Source organism: Klebsiella sp. R445 (genome assembly GCF_051131755.1).
In the GTDB taxonomy this organism is placed as follows: domain Bacteria; phylum Pseudomonadota; class Gammaproteobacteria; order Enterobacterales; family Enterobacteriaceae; genus Klebsiella; species Klebsiella lignicola.
In genome coordinates, this window is the sequence record NZ_CP180446.1 from 4,891,118 (window position 1) to 4,914,228 (window position 23,111).

17 protein-coding genes and 1 riboswitch are annotated in these 23,111 nt (G+C 54.9%); of the genes, 9 read left to right on the plus strand and 8 right to left on the minus strand.

The genetic code is table 11. The features are described 5' to 3' along the window. Window positions 1-11 precede the first annotated feature (11 nt). Window positions 12-1,121, plus strand: a complete 1,110-nt coding sequence (gene apbC, locus ACMYSN_RS23070; protein WP_123755122.1) for an iron-sulfur cluster carrier protein ApbC — start codon at window positions 12-14, stop codon at window positions 1,119-1,121. 102 nt (window positions 1,122-1,223) lie between these two features. On the opposite strand, the gene ACMYSN_RS23075 is transcribed toward apbC, so the two are convergent. After that, entirely contained in the window at window positions 1,224-1,538 is a 315-nt protein-coding gene (locus tag ACMYSN_RS23075; protein ID WP_462496296.1) for an RcnB family protein, read from the minus strand. A gap of 187 nt (window positions 1,539-1,725) precedes the next feature. Here ACMYSN_RS23075 and ACMYSN_RS23080 point away from each other — a divergent pair, with 187 nt between their 5' ends. Then, window positions 1,726-2,625 carry a LysR family transcriptional regulator gene (locus tag ACMYSN_RS23080; protein WP_462496297.1) on the plus strand — a complete coding sequence of 300 codons (900 nt, stop codon included), beginning with the start codon at window positions 1,726-1,728 and terminating at the stop codon, window positions 2,623-2,625. Window positions 2,626-2,659: 34 nt separating this feature from the next. On the opposite strand, the gene ACMYSN_RS23085 is transcribed toward ACMYSN_RS23080, so the two are convergent. Together ACMYSN_RS23085 and ACMYSN_RS23090 are read right to left on the minus strand one after the other, a co-directional pair. Continuing rightward, window positions 2,660-4,003 (minus strand): NCS2 family permease, encoded by a 1,344-nt coding sequence (locus ACMYSN_RS23085; RefSeq protein ID WP_187042532.1) that lies wholly within the window; start codon window positions 4,001-4,003, stop codon window positions 2,660-2,662. A 2-nt stretch (window positions 4,004-4,005) separates the two neighbouring features. After that, window positions 4,006-5,817 (minus strand): adenine deaminase, encoded by a 1,812-nt coding sequence (locus ACMYSN_RS23090; protein WP_462496298.1) that lies wholly within the window; start codon window positions 5,815-5,817, stop codon window positions 4,006-4,008. Window positions 5,818-5,941: 124 nt separating this feature from the next. Here ACMYSN_RS23090 and ACMYSN_RS23095 point away from each other — a divergent pair, with 124 nt between their 5' ends. Then, window positions 5,942-6,883, plus strand: a complete 942-nt coding sequence (locus ACMYSN_RS23095; protein ID WP_462496299.1) for a LysR family transcriptional regulator — start codon at window positions 5,942-5,944, stop codon at window positions 6,881-6,883. Between the two features lie 79 nt (window positions 6,884-6,962). Here ACMYSN_RS23095 and ACMYSN_RS23100 read toward each other — a convergent pair whose 3' ends face one another. Further along, a complete protein-coding gene (locus ACMYSN_RS23100; protein ID WP_462496300.1) occupies window positions 6,963-8,939 on the minus strand; it encodes an alkyl/aryl-sulfatase in 1,977 nt (658 codons plus the stop codon). A 215-nt stretch (window positions 8,940-9,154) separates the two neighbouring features. Between ACMYSN_RS23100 and ACMYSN_RS23105 the strand changes: the two genes are divergently transcribed. After that, complete coding sequence (locus ACMYSN_RS23105; protein ID WP_462498316.1) at window positions 9,155-9,790, plus strand: helix-turn-helix domain-containing protein; 636 nt, start codon at window positions 9,155-9,157, stop codon at window positions 9,788-9,790. Window positions 9,791-9,849: 59 nt separating this feature from the next. Here ACMYSN_RS23105 and ACMYSN_RS23110 read toward each other — a convergent pair whose 3' ends face one another. The 4 genes from ACMYSN_RS23110 to ACMYSN_RS23125 all read right to left on the minus strand — a co-directional run bounded on the left by ACMYSN_RS23110 (window position 9,850) and on the right by ACMYSN_RS23125 (window position 15,517). Beyond that, the gene (locus ACMYSN_RS23110) at window positions 9,850-11,181 is read right to left on the minus strand and encodes an exo-beta-N-acetylmuramidase NamZ family protein (RefSeq protein WP_462496301.1); all 1,332 of its coding nucleotides are present in this window, start codon (window positions 11,179-11,181) and stop codon (window positions 9,850-9,852) included. Window positions 11,182-11,216: 35 nt separating this feature from the next. Continuing rightward, window positions 11,217-12,302 (minus strand): hypothetical protein, encoded by a 1,086-nt coding sequence (locus ACMYSN_RS23115; protein ID WP_462496302.1) that lies wholly within the window; start codon window positions 12,300-12,302, stop codon window positions 11,217-11,219. A gap of 18 nt (window positions 12,303-12,320) precedes the next feature. Beyond that, window positions 12,321-14,192 (minus strand): glycoside hydrolase family 3 protein, encoded by a 1,872-nt coding sequence (locus ACMYSN_RS23120; protein WP_462496303.1) that lies wholly within the window; start codon window positions 14,190-14,192, stop codon window positions 12,321-12,323. Between the two features lie 464 nt (window positions 14,193-14,656). Continuing rightward, the gene (locus ACMYSN_RS23125) at window positions 14,657-15,517 is read right to left on the minus strand and encodes an SIS domain-containing protein (RefSeq protein WP_462496304.1); all 861 of its coding nucleotides are present in this window, start codon (window positions 15,515-15,517) and stop codon (window positions 14,657-14,659) included. Window positions 15,518-15,744: 227 nt separating this feature from the next. On the opposite strand from ACMYSN_RS23125, the gene murQ reads away from it, so the two are divergent. From murQ to ACMYSN_RS23150, 5 genes are all read left to right on the plus strand, one after another. Next, a complete protein-coding gene (gene murQ, locus ACMYSN_RS23130) occupies window positions 15,745-16,653 on the plus strand; it encodes an N-acetylmuramic acid 6-phosphate etherase (RefSeq protein WP_462496305.1) in 909 nt (302 codons plus the stop codon). Between the two features lie 2 nt (window positions 16,654-16,655). After that, window positions 16,656-18,107, plus strand: a complete 1,452-nt coding sequence (murP, locus tag ACMYSN_RS23135) for a PTS N-acetylmuramic acid transporter subunit IIBC (RefSeq protein ID WP_462496306.1) — start codon at window positions 16,656-16,658, stop codon at window positions 18,105-18,107. 386 nt (window positions 18,108-18,493) lie between these two features. Next, entirely contained in the window at window positions 18,494-19,621 is a 1,128-nt protein-coding gene (locus ACMYSN_RS23140) for a pectate lyase family protein (protein ID WP_462496307.1), read from the plus strand. Window positions 19,622-19,849: 228 nt separating this feature from the next. Beyond that, window positions 19,850-20,908, plus strand: a complete 1,059-nt coding sequence (gene yncE / locus ACMYSN_RS23145; protein ID WP_462496308.1) for a YncE family protein — start codon at window positions 19,850-19,852, stop codon at window positions 20,906-20,908. 29 nt (window positions 20,909-20,937) lie between these two features. Beyond that, window positions 20,938-22,917, plus strand: a complete 1,980-nt coding sequence (locus ACMYSN_RS23150) for a TonB-dependent receptor domain-containing protein (protein ID WP_462498317.1) — start codon at window positions 20,938-20,940, stop codon at window positions 22,915-22,917. A 91-nt stretch (window positions 22,918-23,008) separates the two neighbouring features. After that, a riboswitch (TPP riboswitch) is annotated at window positions 23,009-23,105 on the plus strand. Window positions 23,106-23,111 lie beyond the last annotated feature (6 nt).

Consider the following 23,111-nt stretch of genomic DNA (forward strand, 5'->3'; position numbering starts at 1 on the left):
AAGGAGTCGGGATGAATTCACAATCCCAGGCCAAATCCCCCGAACGTCTGCGTGCGATGGTCGCCGGAACGTTGGCTAATTTCCAGCACCCCACTTTGAAGCATAACCTCACCGCGCTGAAGGCACTGCACCACGTTGCCTGGCTCGACGATACCGTGCATATCGAGATTCAAATGCCGTTCGTCTGGCACAGTGCTTTTGAGGATTTAAAAGAGCAATGCAGTGCCGATCTGCTGCGCATCACCGGCGCCCAGGCGATCGACTGGAAGCTGACGCACAGCATTGCCACGTTGAAGCGGGTAAAAAACCAGCCGGGTATCAACGGCGTTAAAAATATTATCGCCGTCAGCTCCGGTAAAGGTGGGGTCGGTAAATCTTCCACGGCGGTCAACCTCGCGCTGGCGCTGGCTGCGGAAGGGGCGAAGGTCGGGATCCTCGATGCCGATATCTATGGCCCGTCGATTCCTAACATGCTCGGGGCGGAAGATCAGCGTCCTACTTCGCCTGACGGCACTCACATGGCGCCGATCATGCGCTTTGGCCTTGCCACCAACTCCATCGGCTACCTGGTGACCGACGATAACGCCATGGTGTGGCGCGGGCCGATGGCCAGCAAAGCTCTGCTGCAAATGCTGCAGGAGACAATGTGGCCGGATCTCGACTATCTGGTGCTGGATATGCCGCCAGGCACCGGCGACATTCAGCTGACCCTGGCGCAGAATATTCCGGTGACCGGGGCGGTTGTGGTCACCACGCCGCAGGATATTGCGCTGATCGATGCGAAGAAAGGCATCGTGATGTTCGAGAAGGTAGAAGTGCCGGTATTAGGCATCGTGGAAAACATGAGCATGCATATTTGCAGCAACTGTGGGCACCATGAGGCTATCTTCGGCACCGGCGGTGCCGAGAAACTGGCAGAGAAATACCATACTCAGCTGCTGGCCCAGCTGCCGCTGCATATCAACCTGCGCGAAGACCTCGACAACGGCACCCCGACCGTCGTGGCCCGTCCGGAAAGCGAGTTCACCGACATCTACCGTCAGCTGGCGGGAAGAGTGGCGGCACAGCTCTACTGGCAAGGGGAAGTCATTCCCAGCGAGATTGCCTTTCGCGCGGTGTAACGCCGGCGGATAAGACAACGCCCTGTCCTTCTCTGTGCCAGCGCTGGCAGGAAAAGGGCAGGGCGTTTTCGTTGGCGTCATCGGTGACGATGCGCTCAGCCATCAATGCTGATAGAAAATCTCGCCGTCATAAATTTTGACGATTTTCCCTTCGGTATCGGTGATCAGCACGTAGCTGCCGCCCATATAGGTGTAGTGGGTGCCGGCATCCGGCGCAGGCAGGTTACGCTGCTGCCACTGCTTGATGTGGTATTCCGGAGTGAGATACAGCGGTGGTACGGTGTCTCCGACGCGAAACTGGGTGAAGTCTGCGGTGAAACCATCAAGTTCATATTTTTGCGGGCCGCTGGACGCCGCCCATACGGTGCTGGTGCTGGCCAACAGGACGCCCAGAAGCATCATTTTTGTCTTGCGCATATTTTCCTCATTATTATCCTGGATTACCCTGGACACAAAATCGCAGCCTCGTATCATTCCTGAAGCATGGCGGGGATGGCAAGCGTTGGTTGCGTTAAATATGTAAGAAAACGATGGGCAGGGTGCCTGATTGGGCGAATCGCGCCCGTTTTGAGAACAATCCGGAGATCTGGATTCGGGAGTGTCTATGTTCAGACTGGAAGATCTGACGTTATTTGTTCGGGCGGCGGCTTTAGGCAGTTTCAGCGACGCCGCGCGGGAGGTCGGGCAGCAGCCGGCGCAGGTCAGCGCGGCGATTAAGCGCCTGGAGACCATGCTCAATATTCGCCTGTTTGCGCGCTCCACCCGCAGCTTGCGCCTCACCCCGGAAGGGGAGACCTGGCTGCCCTATGCCATCCAGATGCTCGATACGCTTCATGCCGGGCTACAAAAAATTCAGGTGCCGGATGATGAAGTGCGCGGCACCTTGCAAATCGCGGTGCCCTCCGACCTTGGGCGCAATCTGCTGCTGACCGTCTTTCGGGCGTTTCGCCAGCGTCACCCGGCGCTGAAGCTGCGGATCCTCTTTTCCGATCACCGCACCGATGTGTTTAAAGACCCGGTGGATGTCGCCTTTCGCTACGGCGACAACGACGATGCTTCATTTATTTCACTGCCCGTCGCGCCGGAAAACCGCCGGGTGCTGGTGGCCTCTCCGGCGTGGATTGCCGAACATGGCGAGCCGCAAACGCCCCAGGCGCTGGCACAGCACAATGCGCTGCTGTACGTGCTGCGCGGGCGGCAATTCGATCGGTGGCCGGTCAGCCTTAACGGCGTGGTGGAGCATATCCAGGTTTCCGGCGCCATCGTCAGCGACGATGCCGAGGTGATCCGCCGGCTGGCGATTGCCGGCGAGGGCTTTGCCTATAAGTCGGCGCTGGATGTCAGAGACGATATTCGCGCCGGGCGTCTGCAGGTGCTGTTACCGCACTACCAGGGCGACCTGGTGCCGCTGAATATGATTTGCCCGCACCGCAAGCAACTCTCCGCCGCGGTGCGTTTACTGTATGAAGAGGTGAAAGCGCACTGCGAAGCGGGGCAGGGCTAATCTGCACACGATGAAAGATTAGCCCCATCTTCGCTTAGTGGCGTACCAGGGTGGCGAAGTAGTAGACCAGCGGAATGGCGAGGATCCACAGTCCCAGCGGGATTTCCCGCCATTTGCCGGCAACGGTTTTAATCATGATGTAGAACAGCAGCCCGCCGGCAATCCCGGTGCCGAAGCTGTTAGCGATCAGGGTGATCATCACCATCATCAATACCGGCAGTCCGTCGGTGAAATTAGCCAGATCGACTTTGCGCAGGCCGCTGAACATATTCAGACCAATCAGGATTAGCGCCGGGGCGGTGGCCTCTTTGGGGATCATCAGGGCCACCGGGGTGAACAGCAGCATCAGCAAAAACATCACCGCTGCCGCCAGCGCCGTTAACCCGGTTTTACCGCCGGCTTCTGCCGCCGCTGACGACTCAATCAGCGCGGTTGCCGCCGGAATACCCAGCCATGGGCCGATGGCAGCAGCGATCGAATCGACCATAAACGGCCGGTTGATCTGCGGCATATTGCCTTCGTCATCCAGCAGCCCCGCTTCGCCGCCGACCGCCAGGGTGGTCCCCATGGTGGAGAAAAATTCGGAGGCGAAAAAGACGAACAGGAACGGCAGGAAGGCGATATTCAGCGCTCCCAGCATATCGATATGGCCCAGCACCGGCGCCAGCGAGTGCGGCATATCGATAAAGCTGGCCGGTAAGCGGGTTACGCCGGCAGGAATGCCGATAAGCGTAGCAAACAGGATTGCCCACAGAATGGCCCCCGGAATGCGTCGTGCCTGCAGGGCGATAGCGAGAAACAGGCCGCACAGCGCCACCAGCGCGCCGGGGGAGAGAAAATCACCCAGCATCAGGGCGTTGGTTTTGGCGTTTGCCAGCACCAGGCCTGCGTTGCGAAAACCAAGCACCGCCACAAACAGGCCGATCGAGGCCGTCAGCCCCAGTTTTATCGACTGCGGCACCGAGCGGGTCACCACTTCGCGCAGGCCGAATGTGGTGAGCAGGAAGAACAGGATCCCAGACCAGCAGGCAATACCGAGACCGATTTGCCAGCCGATACCCTCACTGCCGGCCAGCGTCACGCCCACCAGCACCGAGCCGCCGATGCCCGGACCAACGATAAATGGCAGGTTGGCGTAAAAGGCCATCAGCAACGTTCCGGCGACGAACACCAGAATCGTCCCGGTGGTGGCGGCACCTTTGTCCATACCGCCCACCGCCAGCAGGCCGGGGATCACCACCAGCAGATAGGCGGCGGCAAGAAAACCGGTCACCCCGGCGAGACATTCGGTACGTAGCGTGCTGCCGCGGGAGCGCAGGGCAAAACGCCGCTCCAGCCAGCTTCCCTGCGCGGAGGTATGCAGTGTGTTGTCGGCCATGTTCAGGCTCCCCGATGATTATTGTTGTGATCGGTTGGGACCGGGGTTTCCCGGCATGCTATCAGCGGTTCGACGATCTGGCGGGTGGTGCCATCGGTCAACCCTAAATCGGTCAAATGTGGTCCGGCATTACAGGCGAGGCAGGTTCCTTCAATAGCCTTAAATACCCGGTATGGCGGCTCCCAGTCGGCGATTTCCGCGCTGAGGTCGCGTAATTCACGGAACTGCTGTGCCAGCTCGGCGGCCGGCAGGTCGGACAGCATGCCGGCAATCGGCATCGCCACGTGGGCCAGAATGGCGCCTTGCTGAGCGAGCGCCATTCCGCCGCCGGAGGCAATCAGCTGATTAGCAGCCAGGGCCATGTCCGCAGGATGACGTCCCAGCACCACGAGGTTATGGGAGTCGTGGGAGTAGCTGGTGGCGATGGCGCCGCGCAGCTCACCCCAGCCTTCGAGCAGGGCGATTTGCGGCGTAGCCTGGTGACGTCCGTGGCGGTGCTTCACCCAGATCAGGCTGAAGCCTTCCGGGAGCTGGACTTCACCGTCGCGAACCTGTACCTCAACCTCTCCCCATTGGGTAAAGCGCGCGCCGCGGATATGCCGCAGACGGGCCACTCCGTGCATGATGCCGGGCACCCGCAGCACAAAATCAGCAGCCTGCAGCGGCGCCAGCTGCAGCGTATCACGCGGCGGCAAGACGCCAGCAGCAGCCGGGATCGGCTGGAGGATCGCGCCGTCACGGGCAATCGACTTCCCGGCCACAAAGACCTCACGGGCCTGTAGTGTTTCGAGGTTGTCAAAGACCACCAGATCGGCGCGGCGACCGGCGGCAATCAGCCCCAAATCGTTGCGTTGCAGGCGAATCGCGGCGTTGAGGGTAGCGAAGCGCAGGACGTCGGTAGCGGCCAGACCGTGGCTAATCAGCAGGTTGAGCAGGGCGATAATCCCGCCTTTTTCCAGCAGCATATCCGGCGGCACATCATCAGTGCAGACGGTGATCTGCGAGGAGAGATGCGGGAGGGTTTTCAGGGCCTTCACAATATCCGGCAGCAGATACGGATGGGAGCCGCGCAGCTCCAGAGTCAATCCGGCGCGCAGCTTTTCCAGTGCATCTTCCGCTGAGGTCAGTTCATGATCGGAGGTCACCCCGGCGGCAAGGTAGGCCTGCAGGTCGGCGCCGCTCAGACCACGGGCGTGGCCTTCAATCAGCTTGCCGCTGTCGAGACCGGCCTGGACAATCTCCAGCATCCGCGCGCTGCCGTTGAGCACCCCGTGCATGTCCATCACTTCCGCCACGCCGCAGACTTCCGGCCATGCCAGCATGGTGGTCATCTCGGCGCCGGCGAAATCCGCCCCTGACATTTCCAGTCCTGGGGTCGATGGCACGCTGGAAGGGGCGGCAACCATCACCTGCAGCGGCAGATGGCGGCTGGCGGCAACGGCATAGCGAACCCCCTCCACGCCGAGGACGTTGGCCAGCTCATGGGGATCCCAGAAGACCGCCGTGGTCCCTTGCGCAAGGACGATTTCGGCGTAGCGCTCGGGCGGCAGATGGGAGCTTTCAAGGTGGACGTGGGTATCGATCAGCCCCGGCGAAAGGTAGGCGCCTTCCAGCGACTGGCAGTGGTGCGCGTCCGTCCGGCTGCCGCGCGGATGCACGCTGGCGATCATCTCGCCAACGATGCCGACATCGGCGGCGCGGACTTCGCCGGTGACCATATCGACGATATGCCCGTCGGTCAGTAACAGGTCAAACGGTGTTTCGCCTCTGGCGGCCTGGACGGCACGGCGGCGGTTTTCTGCATTGCTGGACATAACAACTCCGGCACAAGGATAATGGCGCTACTCTAGGCGCACGGCAAACGTTTGCCCAGATGAATAAATTTATCACCCGATAAGCTCGGGTTATTCTGCCTGACTACCCTTAGCGAAGAACACCATGACCGAACCATGGCAGCGCCTGCCCGCGCTTTCCCTCAAGCAGCTACAGTACTTTGTCACCCTGGCGGAACTGCGTCATTTCACCGATACCGCCAACCGCCTGGCCATCAGCCAGCCGGCACTGAGCAGCGCGCTGCGTCAGGTTGAAACGGTGCTCGGCGGCAAGCTGGTGAACCGGACCGCCTCTGCGGTGACCCTGACCGAACTGGGGGCGGCGATTTTGCCCCACGCCCGCCGTGTGCTGAGCGTGGCCCAGCTGGCGTTTCAGGATATGCAGCAGATCGTGGCGGCCGGCGGCGATGGCACCGTGCGGATTGGCCTGGTGCCTTCGGTGAGTTCGCTGCTGTTTCCACTGCTGCCGCAGCTGCTGGCACAAACCTTTCCCCGGCTGCGGGTCGAGTTCCACGACCAGACCAACGATGCGCTGGTGCGGGAGCTGCAAAGCGGCAAGATTGACTTTGGCATTGGCGCTATCGACAGTTCGCTTCCCGCAGAGTTACAGGTCTACCCGCTGCGGGAAGATCCGTTTGTGGCGGTGCTGCACTGCGACGACCCGCTGGCGGCGCAGCCGCATTTACCATGGAAACTGCTGGCCGGGCGCGATATTGCGGTGTTCTCGAAGGGCAATATCCAACGTCTGGTCGGTGCGCTGGCAGAGAGCCATCGCCTGACCCTGAATACCCGGTATCAGGTGGACTATATCGAAACCCTGTATGGCCTGGTGCGCTCGCGCCTGGCGATTGCCATTCTGCCGGAGCTCTATACCACCCATTTACAGGACCCGGCGTTGCAGATAGCGCAGCTCCAGCAGCCGGCACTGGCGCGCACCGTGGCGTTAATGCGCGGGCCGCAGCCGCTGCCGTCGTTAATTGAAGAGTGTTTTTTACTGTTGCTGAGTTCGCTGCGCGAATCGGCGGCGCGCCTCAGGGCAGAGGGGTAAACCGGGCGTTCAGTATCTTACAGGCAAAAAAATACCCCACAGCCACAGGCTGCGGGGTAGGGTAAGTCACTGAATAAACTTACGGAGTAACGATGTTGAACCAGAACTCAAACTTGTCCATATAGCTCAGCATTTCGTCCAGCTTCGCGGCATTACCGGTAATGGTCACGTCACCATTATCGACAGCCTGCTTCAGCGTTTCCTGCTTCAGGATGATCTTGTTCAGCGCATCGCGGCTTAGCGTGATGTTGGCATCCGCGTCTTTCGCTTCAACGTTAGCAGTGTGGTTCAGTACGCCGTTTTCCAGTTCCAGCTTGTACTTGCCGCCGTCTTTGCCAAGGTCAATGTTGAAGGTCGCTTTAGCATTGCCTGCTTTCTCGCCGTTGATATGCACGCCCAGGTAATCGAAGAACATTTCCGGGGTCATTGCACGCACGGTATCCGGGCTGGCGGTGTTTGGCGTCGGCAGTTGCTGTACGCCGTTACGCAGTTCCTGAGCACCGGTCAGGTAGAAGTTACGCCACGTGCCCGCTTCGGCCTGGTAACCCAGCTGCTCCAGCGCATCCGCTTCCAGGTTACGTGCTTCCTGGTTTTTCGGGTCAGCAAAGACCACTTTGCTGGTGACCTGCGCAACCCAACGGTAATTACCCTGGCTGTAATCTTCTTTGGCTTTCTTCAGCACGTTGCTCGCGCCGCCCATGTAATCAACAAACTTCTTCGCCGCTTCTTCTGGCGCCAGTTCGTCGAGGGTTGCCGGGTTGCCATCGAACCAGCCGAGATAGAACACGTAGGTGGCTTTCACGTCGTGGCTGACGGAACCGTAGTAACCGCGACTTGCCCACTGTTTTTCCAGTGACGGTGGCAGCTTGAAGTTCGCGGCGATCTCATCACGGGTCAGGCCTTTGTTGGCCAGGCGCAGCGTCTGGTCATTGATAAAGCGATACATGTCGCGCTGACCTTTCATCAGCTTAACAATGTTTTCGTTACCCCAGGTCGGCCAGTGGTGCTGAGCGATAATGACTTCGGCATCGCTGCCCCAACGCTCGATGGCGGCGTTGATATATTTCGACCATGCCAGCGGATCGCGGATTTTCGCGCCACGCAGAGAGTAGGTGTTGTGCAGCGTATGGGTTACGTCTTCTGCAGCTTCAATCAGTTTCTTCTCTTTGATGTACCACAGCATTTCTGACGGCGCTTCAGAGCCCGGCGCCATCATAAAGTCGTAGGTCAGGCCATCGATAACTTCTTCTTGCCCGGTATGGGTAATGTAGTCCGTTGGCTGCAGCAGGGTAACCGTACCCGCAGAGGTGGTGGTCCCCAGACCCGCACCGACCTGGCCTTTCGCGTCAGGCTTCAGCAGGTTACCGTACATGTAGCTGGCGCGACGGCTCATGGCGTTACCGGCCATAATGTTTTCAGACACGGCTTCTTTCATGAATCCGTCCGGGGCGTAGATTTTCACTTTGCCCGATTTCACGTCTGCTTCATCAACCACACCACGGATACCGCCGTAGTGGTCTACGTGGCTGTGGGTGAACAGCACCGCAACGACCGGTTTTTTACCACGGTTTTTGTAGTACAGGTCCAGGGCTTCTTTCGCCGGCTCTGCAGACAATAACGGGTCAATAATGGTGATGCCTTTATCGCCTTCAACAATGGTCATGTTGGAGAGATCGAGGTTACGAATCTGATAAACACCGTCGGTGACTTTATACAGGCCGCTGATATTGATCAGCTGAGACTGACGCCACAGGCTTGGGTTAACGGTCGCAGGGGCTTTTTCGCCTTCTTTAATGAAGTCGTACTTCGCCGGATCCCAGATAACGTTACCTTGTGCGCCTTTGATCACTTCTTGTGGCAGCGCGGCAACGAAACCTTTGTGCGCATTTTCAAAGTCAGTTTTGTCGGCAAACGGCAACTTATTATAAAGCGCGTTATTTGCCTGTTGAGTGGCTTCTGTTGCATCTTTCGGCATAACCTGCGCGAAAGCGGAAACAGAAAGAGAAGTTAAAACACCGGCCAGTGCCAGATGTTTGGCGATCTGATTTAATTTCATTGAAGGGCCTCTTGGATAATTTTGTCATGTTCAACAAATAATGATGAAGTGACAAAAGCAAATCTGGAGTAACTGTTGAGCATTGTAAGGTAATTAAATTAGTGCGATAGTCCCAAATGGGACTGGCCGTTGATCAGGATATGTTCACGGTGAATAGACAGTGCGTTCACTGCTATACTTCAGTTGTTGGTACAGGGGACAGAAAGGGGAATGGTGTGAATTTTCAGGACGTACATAGCTATTATCAAGGACTTAAAATAGACACCTATCTGGCGGAAATAACCGAAGAAGGCGAAGCGCTGTCCGTTGCCCTAAATAAAAAATTAGTATTAAAGCCCGAATGTATCTATTTTTGCATTAAAGGTTCTTTGGCCATGGTGATGCCCGATAATGGACTCATGATTGGTAATACGATTGAACATATGCCGGTGGGGTTGCTGGAAAGATATTGTCCTCTGGCGAAGTTTGAATATATTGCGGTGGCGCCAGCGGATGTTATAAAAATATCCTACGAGGCGTTTGATCGTATTTTTATGAAAAACGATCCGCAGCGTATTCAGGAGCTGACGACCATTCTGCTGTATATGACTATATTTACCATCGACCTGCATAACGAACGTCGGCAGCTGACCAGCTACCAGACGATCCGGCCGATGCTGTTTCGTTACCTGTATCGCCAGAACGCTCATAAGGGCGAAACCGAGGGGCTGGCGCTGTTTATCATCCGCCGGACTAACCTGTCGCGAACCCACGTTTTCCGGGTGCTGGCCGAGCTGAAAGCCGGGGGCTACATCACCATGGAGAGAGGCAGGCTGGTTTCCATTGACCGACCGCTGCCGGAAGATTATTAAAAAAAGGGGGGCAGCCGCGCTGCCACCCAAACGTCATCGGAAAAAAGAGGCGACTCTTATTATGGGTAAAGCGTATATTTTTTACGCAGCTGCAAATAGCGTTCGATGCCTGGCTGCCACTGCCCCTCGATAAAATCGACCGTTTGATCAACCGATAGCTTTTTGTCGTGGGCTTCCTGCAACAGCGCTGGCAGCTTGCCGGTACCGGTCAGTTTGGCCAGCCACAGCGGACGAATTAAAAAGAACGTTTCCTGATAGTCGAGATACTGCGCCTCCTGCGCCGCAGGGATCACCATCTCATAGCCGGCGGCTTTAAACTTAAACCACCACTCCACCAGATAACGGATCGTCGGTTTCAGCTGGCGAATGTCGGTGGTGGTCAATCGCTCCCCGCACACCGTTTTCCCGGCCTGCGGCCAGCCGGTTTTGTGCTGGCTGATATCCACCGGATAGCAGGTGTTGACGTAAAACTGACGCGTCGGAAAACCCAACTGCTCGAAAGGATGGTCGGAGCCTCTGCCCATATTGACGCTGGTGGCTTCGAACAGCCCCAGAGAAGGGTAAAGCTGGATAGCCAGATCGCTGCGCAGGTTTGGCGATGGCCGCACGGGCAGCGAATAAGGGGTGTCATGGGTATAGTTGGCCATGGCGATCACCGTCAGGTCTGCGGCGGGCAGCTGGTACGCCTTGTTGCCAAAGGCCTGCCAGCTGGCGTCGTTGAAGTTCGTCAGCCATCCTTCGCCGACGATCAGGCGGGCAAATTCGCCGGAAGTCAGCCCGTGGACCATCGGCACGGGGTGCATACCGATTCCGGAGATATATTTTTCCTCCAGAATCGGGCCATACACATGGGCGCCGAGAGGGTTGGGGCGGTCAAAGACGATCATCTGCTTACCGTATTTCTGCAGACTTTCCAGCATATGGTGCAGGGAGAGGGTGTAGGTAAAGTAACGCACGCCGACATCCTGCAGATCGTAGATAACGACGTCGACATTTGCTAACTGCGCAGCGGTGGGATGGGCGCGAGCCCGCCCGTCGGCATCGCGGCCATATAACGACACGATCGGCAGGCCGCTGCGCTGGTCGCGATGATCCTCATCACCCAGCCCGGCATCGGCGTTGCCGCGGATCCCGTGTTCGACCGAGAACAGCGCGGTCACGGTGAAGCCGTACTTAGCTTGCTCGGCAAGCAATTTGTCGATGGTGTGCTGGCCCTGTTTGTTGATTGAGCTTTGGTTCACCATCAGGCCGATGCGCTTGTTTTTAAGCAGCGGCCCGTAGCGTTGTTCCTGATCGACGCCGAGCACAATGCTGGATTCAGCGCTGGCATGGCCAGCGCTGAGAGCAAACGACGCGCACAGGAATAATACCGCCTGCAGCAGGTGTTTCATTCCTTGTTTCCCTCAATTAAGCAATCAATTATGCGTCAGAAGTTATGGCGTAATTCCACGGCCCAGAACCAGAAGTTGTTGCTGACTTTGTCGCCGTTGGTCCAGGTTTTCTCCGGACGATAGTAGGTGTCGACGAACAGCGACGTCTGTTTGGTAAACGGATAGATCGCCTGGAAACCATAACGGCTGCGGTCTTTTTCCTTATATACCGTCTCCTGGTTTTTGGAGTCGCGGAAGCTTTGCGTCCCTTTGGTTAGCGCCTGGCGGGTGTACGGCATTAACAGGAAGCCATTATCGAACTTGTATCGGTAGATAGCCCACAGGAAATGTTCCTTGTTATATAAGGTATTGACCAGTTGCTCATCGATATACAGATAGTTTAGCCACAGGGAGTTTTTCTGGTTAAACGTCAGGTTCGCGCCAGCGAAATGCTCATTGATCTGGCTCCAGTCGCGCTTATCGACGCCGTAATCGCCTTTCGCCCGCGCGTAATCGAGCTTGCGGTCAATCAGGCGGAAGGAGAGGCTGGCGTTAAAGCTCAGGCTGTCAGAATATTTGTACCAGGCCTGCGGGCGGATCCAGATCTCATGTCGCTCCTCGCCCTTGCGGATATCCCCTTTGTATTCTGGTGCGGCCAGCGCCGGGTTACTGATCGAAGGATAGTGCCAGTTGTCATTCCGATAGCCGAGGCGCAGTTTGGTGTTGCCGCTTTTCCCCGCCAGCGTAAAGGGGAAGGTTCTGGTGACCCCCGCCTGCCAGCGCGTACGGTCATATTCCGGGGTACTGTCCAGATAGGTTTTCAAAAACTGCACGTCATACATCCATAATGAGTCATTCTGGTAAATAAACGCCCCGATATAAGGCGAGGTCGCTACGCTGCCGCGAATATGTTTCCAGCGATCGTCACTGTCTATTTCCTGCTCGGTGCCAATATAGGTATCAACATGCCAGATTTGTTGGTGAATTTTATCCTGGGCATCTTTCTTTTCTTTTTCTACCTGTTGAATGCGTTTATTCAGTTTAATAATTTCTTGATCATAATCCGTTACCGATTCATCAGCCAGCACCGGCGCAGCCATGAATAGCGCAGAGGAAATAACTAACCCTGTTAATGTTTTCATATTGTACCTTCAGAGATATTAAAATGCTGTTAATCCGTAACCGCGTGGATACAGCACGTTCTTATTATCGGGAGTTTTAATATCGACCGGCAGTTTACCGCGCGGCGTAGCCAGAATATCTTTTTTGCCAGCGGGGCCCTGGAACAGCGTTCTTAAGCCACTGCGAATATTGGTTTCGAGACTGTTGCGAACGTTATTGGTGACATCAAATCCGGTGATACCATAAATCGCGATATTGGCTTTGACGTCTGATAAATAAGCAATGTCATACGGGTTGCGGGTTGCAATCACCACCAACGGGATATTTTTGTGGTTGGCGACGTCGATGATGCGCTGGGCGTTGGCCGGGTTGAGCTTAAGGTTATAGGTGGCCAGAATAATAAACTGCTGACCCTGTATCTGCTGCTCAATCTCCGCCGTGGTTAGGCTCTGCTGATCCAGCTTAACGACCTGGTCATTGAGGTTGAAAGAGACCTTCAACTCATCGGCAATTTGCGTCAGGTGCTTTTTAATGAGTTCATTACGCGGGCGTTCATCAGAAAACACCATGATGTTGTTGTGGGCCTTCAGCGGGTAAGGCAGAACCCCGTCGTTTTTGATAAGGGTGATAGCCTGCTCTGAAATGACGTTCTCCAGATCTTTATGCTTGCGGGAAGCAACGATGGTTTCAGCCGTCGCGGCGTCACGCGGTGCGGCGGAAATACGCTTATTCAGCTTGGTATAAATGACGCGTTTGGCGGAGTCCTCAATACGCTTGCTGAGCACCGGGTCTTTTTGTGCTTCGGTTTTCAACCAGGCGTACAGGGCGCCGAGCTGTTCAATGCTGGCGTTGTCTTTGATCCCGATGGGCATCAGCACGATGTCGTTGCCGGCCAAAATGGCCTGTTTGATAGACCAGTGGCGATCAAAGTTGCCGGTAATGGCGCCCATATCCATCGCATCGGTGAGGATCAGGCCATTAAACTTCAGCTGGTGGCGTAGGGTATCGGTGAGGATGGCTTTGGATAATGTCGCCGGAGTCCCGATTTTCTCGCCGTTAATATTGGTCAGCAGGGTGCTGTCGAGCGCCGGCACAACCACGTGGGCGGTCATGATGGCATCGGTCTGCGGCATCACGTCGACGAAGGGCTGCAGTTCGGTTTTTTGCCACGACGCTTTATCGGTATTCACGCTGGGGAGCGCAAAATGGGTATCCGAGGCCACGTTACCGTGCCCTGGGAAATGCTTTAGCGAGGTGAGAACCGGGTACTGGTGAATACCGTCGATATAACTACGGGCTAATTTGCCGACCAGCAGCGGATCGTCAGAATAGGAACGAACACCGATGACCGGGTTATTTTGGTTGTTATTGACGTCGACCACCGGGCCGAAGTTAAAGTTAAACCCCAGACTGGTTAATTCGTAGCCGTGAATATTCCCGGCCTGTCGGGCTAAATCAGGTACGCCGGTGGCGCCGAGCGCCATATTGCCCGGCATCTCGGTGCCGACCCGCAGACGTGTAACGTATCCACCTTCCTGGTCGGTACTAATAAACAGCGGTAAATGGCTGCTGGCACTTTGCAGCTCATTAATCAGCGCCACGGTTTGCGGCGTATCAATCAGGTTTTCACGGAACAGGATCACCGAGCCTAAATGATAGTCAGCGATCATTTTACCGATACTGGCATTCATCGCAATAAAGGGACTTTTGCTCTCGCTATTATTTTCATCCCACGAACGAATATCCACCATCAGCATTTGCCCGAGCTTTTCTTCAAAGCTCATGGTGCTGATAAGATGCTCCGTCGCATTATCAGGTGCAAGCCACATCTCTTTTAGTTGCGCGTCCGGAATAACCGTCGCATGGCTCCCAAGGCTAATTAAAAAAATGGCCGGTATTATTTTTTTCATAAGATGACTCCGCTATATCAATTTCCGGCGATTGTACATTTCGAACCACCCAATAAAGTGATAATTATCACAGTTGATCGATTCCTGTTTGCTATGGGGCAAGGAATAATGGCTGGCTTTTATATCGGGGTTTTATCTTGTTGCTTGAGTGAACAGGGGGCTGAGAAAGGAATAGTCATTTATTAATGAGAATATATCTGGTGGTTTATTTGGAATTTTCAGACTCTTTGCCTGGTAATGATTAAGCTATAAGTTTAGTTGTAATAAAAATAAGGGCATGAAAATATTAATCTGTAATATTAACCTCTACGTTAAGTGTCCAGCATTAAGTGTCGTGTTGAATATTATCTCTACGGATTCAGCAAAAAAAGCGCAAGCGTCCACAGGCAACCGTTGGCACAGTATCAGAGCACCGTATAAGTCGCTTATGAGTAGGTTTTAGCGGGAACCTGGTGGTTCCGGGATTATTCGTCGAGGTTGTTGATTGTCATGCTCGCATTGAGTACCAGAGGTTTAGCCACCGCTTCGCGATGCTGCATTAACGCCAGGAAGATCAAATCCGTCAGGGTATTTTGCGCGGTCCGCGAGGAAATCGACGAACTGCGCCACTCGTTTTCATCAGAAATACTTTCCAGCACGTAGTCGGCTATTTTGGCCAGTGGATTGCCCTTGTCGCCGGTGATGGCGATCACCGTGGCGCCCTGGGCTTTTGCCATGCAGGCGGCGGTCTGCATATCCTTGCGGCGGCCGCTGAAGGAGATCACGATTTGCACGTCTTTGGCGCTCAACGCCTGAGCGGTGGCGAGCTGGACGTGAAGGTCGGCCTCTGCCTGGCTCAGGATGCCAATCTTCTGCAGTTTGAAGCTTAGGTCTTTAGCCGTCAGGCCCGATCCCCAGATACCGACGATCTGCACGCGTTGCGCAGTATCGATAATGCTGACAACCTGTTGAAAAACAGCAAAGTTTATCCTATTTGTCGTCTCCATAATGGCGGCGGTTTTTTCCTGCGCAAGCTTTTGCGCGACCACCATCAGCGAGTCTTCCGATGAGATAGCGTTATGCAACGCTTTATGCGGATAGGACTTGAAGAGGTTGTTTCTTCCTAGCTCTTCGCTGATCGCCAGCTTAAGGGCCGGGAAGCCTTTCATGCCGATTTTCTGGCTGAATTTGACGATGGCAGACTGGCTGACCCCGGCATCTTCGGCAAAGCGAGAAGAGGACATACTCAATACGGATTCCGGATTATCCAGAATATATTTTGCGATTTTTTGCTGGTTTTCCGCCAGCCTGGGTAGCAGCCAGGTGATTTCATTAAGCACTGACATCCACGTTATCTCCACGGTATGTAATAGATTATTCCATTCATTGTGCCTTACATTCCTTAAGTTTATTTATCTGAAATTATTAATAATTAATTTTTATGCGACGTTATTTTTTCTCGTTTATTCCTCGGGCAGGTCCGGGCGAGAATAGATTTGTCGTGATGATTATCACATTTGCAGAATAAATAATTCCTTAACATTGTCGCAATTTTTAACCTAATGGAAGCCCCATGAAGATTAATTTAAGCAAGATGGTGACGGAAAGCCGCAACCCGGCCAGTTCGCAAATTGATACACTCCCCACGCTGGACATGCTGGCGGTGATTAACCGCGAAGACAAAAAAGTCCCGCTGGCGGTAGAGGCGGTCATGCCGGGTATCGCAAAGGTGGTGGATGCGGTGGTTGAGGCATTTGCCAGCGGCGGCCGATTGATTTATTGCGGTGCTGGTACCTCTGGCCGCCTGGGGATCCTCGATGCCAGTGAATGTCCGCCGACCTACGGCACGCCCCGCGAGCAGGTGGTCGGGCTGATCGCCGGCGGCCATACCGCGATTTTGCAGGCGGTGGAAAATGCTGAAGATAACCTGACGCTGGCGGCAGAGGATCTCCGCGCGCTCGAAGTTAACGCCAGGGATGTGCTGGTCGGCATCGCCGCCAGCGGGCGCACGCCCTACGTGCTGGGGGCAATGGCCTACGCCCATAGCGTTGGGGCGACGGTAGCTGCTATTTCCTGCAACCCCAACAGTGAAATGAGCCGGCTGGCGGATATCGCAATAGAACCGTTGGTCGGCCCGGAAGTGGTGACCGGTTCGTCGCGAATGAAAGCGGGCACGGCGCAGAAGCTGGTCCTGAACATGATCACCACCGGCGCGATGATCCGCAGCGGAAAAGTCTACGGCAATTTGATGGTCGATGTGGAAGCCACCAACGCCAAACTGCTCCAGCGCCAGGTCAATATCGTTGTCGAAGCAACGGAATGCAGTCCGGCCGTGGCCGAAGAGGCGCTGAATCGGTGTCAACGCCACTGCAAAACCGCCATTGTGATGATCCTGAGCGGCCTGTCAGCGTCGGAGGCCGGTGAACTATTACAGCAAAGTCAGGGATTTATCCGTCAGGCACTGGAAGGGATACAGGTATAACGATGGCGAAAATAACCGTTTCGATGATAGAGCAAATTTTACAGCTGACGGGCGGCAGTCAAAATATCATAACCTGCGGTAACTGCATGACCCGGCTGCGTCTGACCTTAAAAGACCGTCAGCATATTCAGCTGGAGGCGTTGAAGAAGCTCCCCGGCGTGATGGGCGTGGTTAACGGCGACGATCAGCTGCAGGTCATCCTTGGTCCAGGCAAAGCGCAGACCGCCAGCGAGATGATGAACGCCCTGCTGGCAGCGCAGCCGCAGCAGGGAAGGGCCGGTACTGAGCATCCCGATTTGCGCACCGTGGCCAGCGACCACAAGCAGCAGATGAAGGCCAGACAAAATAGCGCGGTGCACAATTTCCTGACCCGCTTTGCCACCATCTTTACTCCGCTGATCCCAGGCTTTATTGCCGCAGGCCTGTTGCTGGGCATCGCTACGTTGCTGCAACAAACGCTGATCGTCGAAGGGGTCGCGGCCGCTGACTGGTTAAAGGGGCTGATTGCTTACATGAAAGTGTTCAGCATCGGCCTGTTTACCTTCCTCAGCATTCTGATTGGCTATAACACTCAGAAGGCTTTTGGCGGTACCGGGGTAAACGGGGCGATTATCGCTTCGCTGTTTATTTTGCGCTATGTACCCGAAGGGACGAGCGGCTACTACGCCGGCATGAGCGATTTCTTTGGCCTGGTAATCGACCCCCGCGGCAATATTATTGGCGTGCTGCTGGCCTGTATTTCTGGTGCGTGGATCGAAAAGCAGGTGCGCCGGTTTATTCCCGACAATCTGGATATGATCCTCACGTCATCGATCACCTTGCTGCTAACCGCTGCCCTGACTTTTGTGGTGATTATGCCGGTTGGCGGCGAGCTGTTTAAGGGCATGTCCTGGCTCTTTATGCACCTCAACGGTAACCCGTTCGGCACCGCGATTCTGGCCGGACTGTTCCTGATCGCCGTGGTGTTTGGTATCCATCAGGGTTTTGTACCGGTGTACTTTGCTCTGATGGATGTCCAGGGCTTTAACTCGCTGTTCCCGATCCTTGCAATGGCCGGGGCCGGGCAGGTGGGGGCATCGCTCGCGCTGTTCGTCCGCTCGCCAAAAGGATCCCTTCTGCGCACCCAGATTAAGGGCGCCATCTTCCCGGGCCTGCTGGGGATCGGCGAGCCGCTGATTTACGGCGTCACGTTACCTCGCCTGAAGCCGTTCGTGACGGCCTGCCTGGGGGGCGCGGTCGGTGGATTCTTCGTTGGCCTGGTGGCCTGGATGGGGCTGCCGATCGGCTTGAATACGGTGTTCGGCCCGTCGGGACTGGTCTCTATTCCGTTGATGACGTCGGCCAAAGGCATTTTCCCCGGCATGCTGGTGTATGTCGCCGGGATTGTCATTTCCTACCTCGCCGGCTTTATTTTGACGTTGTTTTTCGGCAGCAAGAATGTTGATTTAAGCTGATACCCGACACCATATAGCCCTGTCTCAGGGCTATTTTTTTAGCCGCCAGAAACACCCAGTTGCTATGTTTTCCATGTGTTACCGCCATTCCGTCGATCGCCGACGAACGGTAAATATGATCTACCTCCCTTTAATGCAAAATCGCACTTGAAGTTTTCATATATGCAGATTAATCTCATTCTGTAATTTTAAAGTGAAACATCATTTCATTTATGTTGTTGTAAATGGTGGTGGCTTGTAATACCTGGCTATTTATACTCTGTGGGATATGCCATTTGTTGTTGACATATTTTTATAAACTGGATCTCATTAATATTAAGTCATCACTATGATGTTAATGTTTGTTGAATAACAGCCGTTTTATAAAATACAAAAGGAGATTTGTAATGACAACAATCAATAATGTGCCTCCGCATAAATCCTGGCATGGTACGCCGCTGGGATGGGCCACCGAAGCCGGGGGAACGACCGGCGGGGGAACGTCGCCGGGGCATGCTTACTATGTCAGGAATATCACCGAACTGAGGGAGGCGATTGCGGCATCAGGTGACCAGCCGAAATGGATTTGGGTCGGCGGGCTAATTGATGCCAGCGGGGGTGTTCCCTACACCGACCGCCAGGACCAGTCAAAACGCGGCCGCATTTTTCTCGGCAGTAACACCACCCTGATTGGTATCGACAGCAATGCACAACTCATTGAATGTGCTTTGTTTGTTCAGGATGTCAGCAATGTGATTATCCACAACCTGCATATTGAAAACCCGGTGGATGTTGAGCCGCAATTCGAAGAGGGCGACGGCTGGAATGCCGAGTGGGATGGCCTCAGTATCGTCCGCGCTCACCACGTCTGGGTCAGCAATGTGACCTTCACCGATGGCCGTTTTACCATGGATAACTACAAGACCGTGGATGGCTGGAAATACGTTCAACACGACGGCGCGTTAGATATTAAACGGGCCTCTGATTATATTACGATCTCCCATTGCCATTTCACCTTACATGACAAAACTATTCTGATTGGTCATAGCGACAGTAATACAGAGGAAGATGCTGGTAAACTCCGGGTCACCTTCTATAACAATCTGTTTACCCGCATAGTGCAGCGTACTCCGCGGGTACGTTTTGGCAATATTCATCTTTTTAATAACGTATTTGATAATAGTATTAGCGATCCCATCTATAAATATCAATACAGCTTTGGCGTGGGCAAAGATTCAAGAACCCGCTCAGAATTTAATATTTTCCGGGTGCAAGGCGTCAGCGACTCCTGCAAAATGTATAAAGCATTTGGCGGCGAGTATCTGAGCGATAAAGGTTCGACATTTAATAGCGAACCGCCGGATCAACCAGGCCCCCCGGAAGTGCCTCCACCGGCATTAAATCCCTGCGGATTTAACACCGAGCATTTCGCTCCCCCGTATCACTATTCCCCGCATCAGCATTTAACCCCCGAGGTTGAAGAGGGGATCATCGCCAACGCCGGTTGCGGGCTGGATTACCGTGAGCTGGTTTAAACACTAGGTGAGGAGGGCAGCGCACCGTGGGTGCGCTGTACTTGCCCCGTCACCGCGAAACGACGTCATTTGAGAAGCGCCACCCTCGCGGGTTCGAGCGCGTTAAAACAGCTGCCGCTTCGATTACAACACAAAAAATGGTAGGAAATACGAAGGAATATGCGATTGCAAATAATATTCATTTTCATTATCGTTTGCATTCCGTAAACTACTGTAAAGAAATATTACATGTCTACAGCATCTGTAAAGAAAGCCGCGCTCTGCACGCTGGCTATTGCCGTTTCTCTTCATACTCTCTGCGCATCTGCAAAGGAGTTCAGTGAGAAGGTCTTTCGCTCGCAGCCCCTGGGACACGGGGTTTATGAGCTAGCCTACGACAAGCAGCAGCAGACGATTTATGCCGCCTCGGCACCCTCTTTTGAGAAAGATAAAACCGCTGGTGTGGTGTTCCGACTGGCGGCCGATTCTTTGCAGATTAAGGATAAAATCGCCACCGAGCGCCGCACCTTCGCGCTCTCGCTGGATGAAGAAAATCATATTCTCTATCTGGGCAATGCGCTGGACGGCTCGGTGATGCTGCTGGACACGCTCACGGGCAAGGTGATCAAAACCATTCAGTTGAGCGACGATTCTGATCCTGAGAAAAAGGCCCACGTTCGCGAAGTAGTGCTCGATAAGCATAACCAGCGCCTGTATGTCTCCGGGATCGGGCGTAAAGACAAAGGGTTACTCTGGGTCGTTGATACCCGTAAACAGCAGTTGCTGGAGACTATCGGGAAAATCGAACCGGTGGGATTTGCGGTGGATGCCACGGGTGAGAAGGTTTATGTGGTCACCGGCCACGGCGAGCTGGTTACCCTTGATGGCAAAACCTCGACGCTGCTCTCCCGCGTGAAGGTCGATCCGGCCGAGACCAATCACTACTTCCTCAATATCGCGCTGAATAGCGCCGCAGGCGTGGGCTATATCGCCGATACCAATACCCGCGACCTGCTGGTGGTGGACCTGCGCTCCGGCAAGCTGCTGCATCGCATTGCCACGCCGAACTCCATTGCCGTGCTGTATAACGCCGCGCGCGATGAAATCTATGTGACCCATCGTAACGAACGCTCGATTAGCGTGATTGATGCCAAAACCAACCGCGTCAAACACACCATCAAAACGGCGGCCATGCCGAACAGCCTGGTGCTTTCTGCCGATGCCAGAACGCTCTATGCCAGCGTCAAACAAGACGAAAAATCCGACCAGGCTGACTACGTTCTCAAGATTGATCTCACTACATTTTAAGGGCTTTTTTTGTGACGACTAAGACACGCATGGCCGTGGCGATTGCGCTCGCCATTGCCAACCTGCCGGCAGTGGTTTATGCAGCAGACAGCACCCCGGTCAACGAAGAACAAATGGTGGTGACCGCCACCGGCTTTACTCAGGAGCGACGCGAAGCGCCAGCCACTATCTCGGTGCTTGATGAGAAAGCGCTGAATACCCGTTCAAACCAGAACGTGACGGAAGCCATCCGCGAAATGCCAGGGGTGCTGGTCGGCAACGGCCACGGTAGCCTGGCAACCGGTGATGTGCAGATGCGCGGGATGGACTCTACCTATACCTCGTTTATGGTGAACGGTATTAAGCAGTCGACCCGCGAATCCCGGCCTTACGGACACCATATCGGTACTGAGGCGGCCTTTATGCCGCCGCTGGCCGCCATCGAACGGGTTGAAGTCATTCGTGGACCGATGTCCTCGCTGTATGGATCTGACTCTATCGGCGGCGTGGTCAACGTCATTACCAAAAAAGCGTACAACATCGATAAATGGACGGGGGTACTGGAGGATAATTACTTCCTGCAGGAGAAAAGCGAATACGGCAACACCAACCAGAGCAACGTTTTCTTGATGGGACCGGTGGTGCCGGGCAAACTCGGGGTAAGCGTGGCGGCGGATTATCTTGACCGTCGCGATGATGATAGCCCGGCTAAGCAGCGTTTTGTGAAGCACGAGGCGGGGAATCTGGATGCGACGATTTCCATGTCGCCCACCGATACCCAACTGTGGGATCTGAACGCCACCAAAGGCAATCAGGAGAAAACCCATAACGATAAGCAGTGGTACTGGGGTTTTGACCGCGATGCGGCCTCGCTTTCGCAGCACGCCTGGTACGGCGATGACCTGCTGGAGGTCAAAAACTTCATCAGCTACGAGAAAGCGCGCACGGAATATCGTGTGCCGGGCATGGATTCACAATTTATTAAACAGAATAACTTCGAAGCCAACAGCGCGAACACCTTTACCCTGGGCGATCACAAGCTGACGTTAGGTATTAACTTTACCCGCAACGAGCTGAATGACACCTTTGGTATAGAAGACAAGGAGGCGCCCGGCGTGACGCCGGTCAGCAAGATCACCCGTCACGGCTGGGCGGTCTTTGCAGAAGATGCCTGGATGATGGTGCCGGATTTCACCCTGACCACCTCGGCGCGTCTGGATCATGACAGCTATTTTGGCTACCACGTCACTCCTAAGCTGTACGGTAACTGGACCCTGAATGAAACCTGGGCGCTGAAAGGCGGCGTGTCCGCCGGGTATAAGAAGCCGGATCTGCGCGAGAACAACGCCGGTTTTACCAGCGTCTACGGCGCGTATCCTTACTCCGAAATCGGCATTGGTAATGATGACCTGAAGCCGGAGCAGAGCATCAACACCGAGCTGGGGGTGTACTGGCAGCAGGACGCGCTGGCGCTGGATGCCACGATTTTCCACACCAAATTCAAAGACAAAATCAGCGATCACACCATCTGTACGGCATCTGCGACCCAGAAGTGTCAGTACAATGGCTACACCGCGGACACCGTGTCGCAATACATTAACGTCGGTGATGCGGAGATCTACGGTCTGGAGCTGAACGGCGACTGGCAGGCCACCGCCGCGCTGAAAGCCAACGCGAACTATACCTACACCCACAGCGAACAGAAGAGCGGTGAGTATAAAGGGTACGCGCTGAGCGATTTCCCGAGCAGCATGGCCAACGTGTCGCTGACCTGGAATACGACCAACGATCTTGAGCTGTGGACCCGGGCAAGCTGGCGCAGCAACTCGCCGGATATCGGCAAGTCCACCTCCACCGAGGCCTACGCGCTGGTGGATCTCGGCGCTCGGTATCACCTGAATAAGCACGTCACCCTGATGAGCGGTATCTACAATCTGTTTGATGTGAACCCGATTTACAGCACCTCCTACCGACAGACCGCGATGCTGGAAGGGCGCCGCTACAATTTTGGCGGCCGCATCGAGTTCTGAGCATAAGGCAGGGGTTGTGTCTTTGGCTGGTGGCTGGCATGATCCACAACAGGGATTAACGAGCCGTTAATCCCAACTTATTGATTTTGATTTAAATGACTCGGGGTGCCCTTCTTTGTGAAGGCTGAGATAAACCCGTAGTACCTGATCTGGATAATGCCAGCGTAGGGAAGTCAGAGACCACAAGGTCGTTG